This window comes from Parvibaculum sp. (assembly GCF_035511255.1).
Lineage (GTDB): Bacteria > Pseudomonadota > Alphaproteobacteria > Parvibaculales > Parvibaculaceae > Parvibaculum.
Map to the genome: position 1 here is coordinate 1 of NZ_DATKFR010000072.1, position 4539 is coordinate 4539.

General features: G+C 62.7%; 4 protein-coding genes. 3 read left to right on the forward strand and 1 reads right to left on the reverse strand.

The features are described from left to right. Nucleotide 1 precedes the first annotated feature (1 nt). Nucleotides 2–493 carry an Lrp/AsnC family transcriptional regulator gene (locus VMR03_RS02310; RefSeq protein ID WP_325401882.1) on the reverse strand — a complete coding sequence of 164 codons (492 nt, stop codon included), beginning with the start codon at nucleotides 491–493 and terminating at the stop codon, nucleotides 2–4. Nucleotides 494–761: 268 nt separating this feature from the next. Between VMR03_RS02310 and VMR03_RS02315 the strand changes: the two genes are divergently transcribed. The 3 genes from VMR03_RS02315 to VMR03_RS02325 are packed head-to-tail and all read left to right on the forward strand — an operon-like array spanning nucleotide 762 to nucleotide 4269. Then, nucleotides 762–1688 carry a mitochondrial fission ELM1 family protein gene (locus VMR03_RS02315; RefSeq protein ID WP_325401884.1) on the forward strand — a complete coding sequence of 309 codons (927 nt, stop codon included), beginning with the start codon at nucleotides 762–764 and terminating at the stop codon, nucleotides 1686–1688. Between the two features lie 8 nt (nucleotides 1689–1696). Beyond that, complete coding sequence (locus VMR03_RS02320; RefSeq protein ID WP_325401886.1) at nucleotides 1697–2341, forward strand: 2OG-Fe(II) oxygenase; 645 nt, start codon at nucleotides 1697–1699, stop codon at nucleotides 2339–2341. An 8-nt stretch (nucleotides 2342–2349) separates the two neighbouring features. Continuing rightward, entirely contained in the window at nucleotides 2350–4269 is a 1920-nt protein-coding gene (locus VMR03_RS02325) for a hypothetical protein (RefSeq protein WP_325401888.1), read from the forward strand. The last annotated feature ends 270 nt before the right edge of the window (nucleotides 4270–4539 follow it).

Below are 4539 nucleotides of genomic sequence, written 5' to 3' on the forward strand. Positions count from 1 at the left end.
CCTACTCCTCCTCCGTCTCCAGCGCCTCGAGCGGTACGCCCGGCAGGTGCTTCGACTGGCGGATGGTGAGGGAGGTGCGGACGCTGGCGACGTTCGGGGCGGGCGTCAGCTTTTCGGTCAGGAAATTCTGGAAGGTCGCGAGGTCGGGCGCGACGCATTTCAGCATGAAGTCGATTTCGCCGTTCAGCATGTGACATTCGCGGACGAGCGGCCAGCTTCCGACCAACGCCTCGAAGGCTTTCAAATCCGCTTCCGCCTGGCTGTGAAGACCGACCATCGCGAAGACCGTCACCTCGAAGCCGAGCGCCTTGCCGTTGAGGTCCGCATGATAGCCGCGGATCAGCCCGGCCTTTTCCAGCGCGCGGACGCGGCGCAGGCAGGGCGGCGCCGAAATGCCGACCCGCTCCGACAGCTCGACATTGGTGATCCGCCCATCATTCTGCAATTCGGTCAGAATCTGGAGGTCGATGGCGTCGAGTTTGACGCGTTTCATGATGTCGTCCGGGTTGAGGTTTGCCGGGCTTTACTTACTCTGAAGCCCGGTTTAATTCAGCAATAAAATTGCTCAACAGCGCACGAAAATGACCGAAACGCCGCCTTCATCCAACGATCAAAAGCCCTCCCCCCTTGAGGGGGAGGGTTGGGAGGGGGGGAGCCGCGAAAAAGAGTCTCGCGAAGAAGCCCCCCCACCCGGATCGCTGGCGCGATCCGACCTCCCCCTCAAGGGGGGAGGTATTAAGGCCTGGATCCTGACCAATGGCATGGCCGGGTTCGAGGTGCAGGCGCTGGGCATCTGCGAGGCGCTGGGGCTTACGCCCGACATCAAGCGCGTGAAGCCCGGCGCGCCACATCGCTGGATCGCGCCTTGGGGCCCGGCCGCGCCGGCCGAGGGCATCAGCCCGCCCTGGCCTGATCTCCTGATCGCCTCCGGCCGCCAGTCGATCCCCTATGCAAGGATGATCCGCCGGAAGTCCGGCGGGAAGACCTTTGTCGCGGTGCTGCAGGACCCGAAGGTTTCGCCCGCGCAGTTCGATTTCGTCTGGGCGCCGGCGCATGACCGGCTCGAGGGCGAGAATGTGCTCTCGACGCTGACCTCGCCGCATCGCCTGACGCGGGAAAAGCTCGAGGCAGAAGCCGCGCGGATCGAACCGCAGGTTGCCCATCTGCCCCATCCCCGCGTCGCGGTGCTGCTCGGCGGGTCCAATGCCGTCTATACGTTTTCGGAAGAAACGGCGCAGCGCGTCGGCGCACAGCTCGCGGGCCTCGCCGATCATTTCCACGCCGGGCTCATGGTCACGCCCTCGCGGCGCACCGGCACAGCGCAATCTGCGATTATCCGCGAGGCGCTGAAGGACAAGCCCGCGCTGATGTGGGACGGCACCGGCGAGAACCCCTATTTCGGCTTTCTGGGCAGCGCCGACGCCATCGTCGTCACCTGCGATTCCGTCAACATGGTCGGCGAGGCGGCTTCCACCGGCAAACCCGTCTATATCATCGAACTCGAAGGCGGCTCCCCCAAGTTCCGCCGCTTTCTTGACGGCATGTACGCCCATGGCGCGGCGCGACCATTTGCCGGCCAGCTTGAAAGCTGGGGTTATGAGCCATTAAATGCTACGCATGAGATCGCCGAAGCGATCGCGTGCGGTCTCGCAGCGCGGCGCGGAAGCGGCGTTGACCAGTCCCGATAGGACAGACGATGAGCCTGCTCGATATCGACGCCTTGCGCGCGACCCCGCTGAAGCGGGAGCCTTACGACTATTTCGTCGTGGAGCATTTCGTGAAACCCGAAGTCTTCGCGAAGGTGCTGGCCGATTTTCCGACGATCGAATCGACAGGCTCGATCCCGCCGAGCGAGCTCGACATTCATGGCGCCTTCGAGCAGTTGCTCGACGAGATGAACGGGCCGGAGTTCCGCAAGGCGATCGAGGAGAAGTTCGGCCTCGATCTTTCCGACCGGCCGACCATGTTCACGGTGCGCGGCAACTGCGCGCGCTCGAACGGCAAGATCCACACGGACACGGAATCGAAGATCATCACCGTGCTCCTCTACATGAACCAGGAATGGGACAAGGATGGCGGGCGCCTGCGCATCCTGCGCTCGGCGACCGACCTCAACGACGCGGCGGAAGAAGTCTCGCCCAATGGCGGCACGCTTCTCGTCTTCCGCCGCTCGGAAAATTCCTGGCACGGCCACGAGCCCTTCGAAGGCCCGCGCCGCGCGATCCAGATGAACTGGGTGCGCGACGAGGCCGTCGTCGAGCACGAGCAGCGCCGGCACCGCTTCACGATGTTCCTGAAGCGCATCAATCCGTTCGGCGGCGTCGCCGCGCGCGCGTCCTGAGAGGCGGAATGGCGCTCGAAATCGAAACCTTCAAGAACGCCGACCTCGCGCATGGCTGGCGGCCCGGCAACAATGCGGGCGGCGCGACGCTCTTCAAGGCGCTCGGCCATCCGCTGACGGCGCCGAAGGCGCATGCGCTGATCGAGGATCTCGCCAAGGCGGGCCCCGTCGCGATCTACGACCCGACCCATGCGATCGGCAATTTCCACGCCTATTACGATCTCTCGCGCCTCGATGTCTGCGGCTATTACGTGCAGCGCGTCGAGGATCTGGGCGGCGCCTTTCTCGGACATGACGCCAAGCCCCTGAGCCTCATCGGCGCGTCGGGCGCGAAGGCGGTGCTGGTGTTGCTCTTCGACGCCGAGAAGGTTCTCGCGCCGATGCTGCATCTCTTTCCGAAGGGCGCGCGGATCGCGACGCTCGACGAGACGCGCATCCCCGACGACATGCTGACCAACAGGTCGAACTATCTCGACCCGATGAATTTCGCGACCAATTTCGCGCTGATGCGAGAGAGCGCGGGCGCGGACGGCATCCATACGCGCGTCGCCAGCGCGAATTACTGGTCGCTTCACGGCGCGGCGAACCCGGAGCTCTGGCTCTGCCTTTTCGGCGAGGACGGCGAACAGCTCGCCGAATGGCGCGAGACGCTGCCCGCCGCCGGCGCGCCCTTCGCCATCGACAGTTCGGAAATCCGCCATCGCTTCGGCCTCGGCGATTTCACGGGCTCGCTCTTCATCCATGCGATCCGGATCAAGGGCCACGACGTCGTCAAATACGCGCTCGACATGTATGGCGAGGGCGGCCGCGCGCTTTCCTGCTCGCATGACGCCAATGCCTGGCCTGCCGATTTCTATGCCGGCATGCCCGCGGGCGAGGAAGACGAGAGCGTGACGCTCTTCATCCAGAATTCGCATCCGATGCCCATCCCGCCGCGCACCGTCGGCCTCAACATCATGGGGGCGCAGGACGTCTCGTGGTTCGAGGACGAGATCGCGCCCTTCGCGACGCGGGCGATTTCTGTCGACGATCTTCTGCCGCAGGCGAAATGGCCCGATCAGGTCGAGATCGTCGCGGGCCGCTATTTCGTGCGGCCGCGCTACGAAGTGAAGCGCGCGCAAGGCCAGCGCCGCATCGCGCATGCGAATGTCGAACGCACGGACTTGAAGCCGAACCCGGCGCTGGCTTCGCTGACGGACGTCATGGGCAAGGGCTACATCATGCCGCTGCCCGTGCTGCCGCGCGCCGAATTCTCAAGCGTCATGCTGCCGACGCCGATGGCGACCGAGCAGCATGAGCTGCCGATCCGCGCCGAGTTGATCGACGCCGACGGATCGCGCGTCGCGGCGCGTTATCTCGGCCGTATCCAGCGCCGCGAAAGCGTCGAGATCGACGTCGAAAAGTGGATCGCAAATGAGAGCCTGAAGCTCCCCTCCGGCTACGGCCATGTCGAGTTTCTCTACGACTTCCGCGAAGGCGGCGAAGGCGACGGCTGGCTCCATGCGCTCGGCCGCTTCGAACAGAAGTCGAGCGGCCACCGCGCCGAAACGATCTTCGGCGCGCATATCTACAATACCGCCGTCATCTACAAGGACGAACCGCAATCTTACACCAACAAGCCACCGGGGCTGACGACGCGCCTCTTCCTGCGCATCGGCAACGAGGTTCAGGGCGCCGGCCTCGGCACCCCGACGGGTAACCCGATCTGCCCGGTTGCAAAAGTAGCGACCAATTCCGCACTCGCCCAGCGCATGCCCGACGTGATCGATTTCGACTGTGGACCTGTCGTGGATGGCACGCAATCAATCGAACAGAATGCCGAAGCACTGCTGGAATACGTGATCAAAGTTGCCAGTGGCGAGCTCACCAAAGCGCAGCAACTCGGCCAGGATGACTTTATTCCGTGGAAAAGGGGCGTTTCATTATAAACCGCTTAATCCGTTCAATTAAGTTGCGTTGTTAGTCCTTCTCCGTCGGTTAAAACCGACGGTATTAGATTGAAAATTTTAGCAAAGAAGCAAATCTATTGCCGGGGGCTTTATCCCCCGGATTGGTATTAGATTGAAAATTTTAGCAAAGAAGCAAATCTATTGCCGGGGGCTTTATCCCCCGGATTGGTAATAGATTGAAATTTTAGCAGAGAAGCAAATCTATTGCCGGGGGCTTTATCCCCCGGATAGGTAATAGATTGAAATTTT

Coding starts and splice junctions, on each gene's coding strand:
- VMR03_RS02310 (WP_325401882.1), bottom strand. CDS start 493: ATGAAACGCGTCAAACTCGACGCCATCGACCTCCAGATTCTGACCGAA.
- VMR03_RS02315 (WP_325401884.1), top strand. CDS start 762: ATGGCCGGGTTCGAGGTGCAGGCGCTGGGCATCTGCGAGGCGCTGGGG.
- VMR03_RS02320 (WP_325401886.1), top strand. CDS start 1,697: ATGAGCCTGCTCGATATCGACGCCTTGCGCGCGACCCCGCTGAAGCGG.
- VMR03_RS02325 (WP_325401888.1), top strand. CDS start 2,350: ATGGCGCTCGAAATCGAAACCTTCAAGAACGCCGACCTCGCGCATGGC.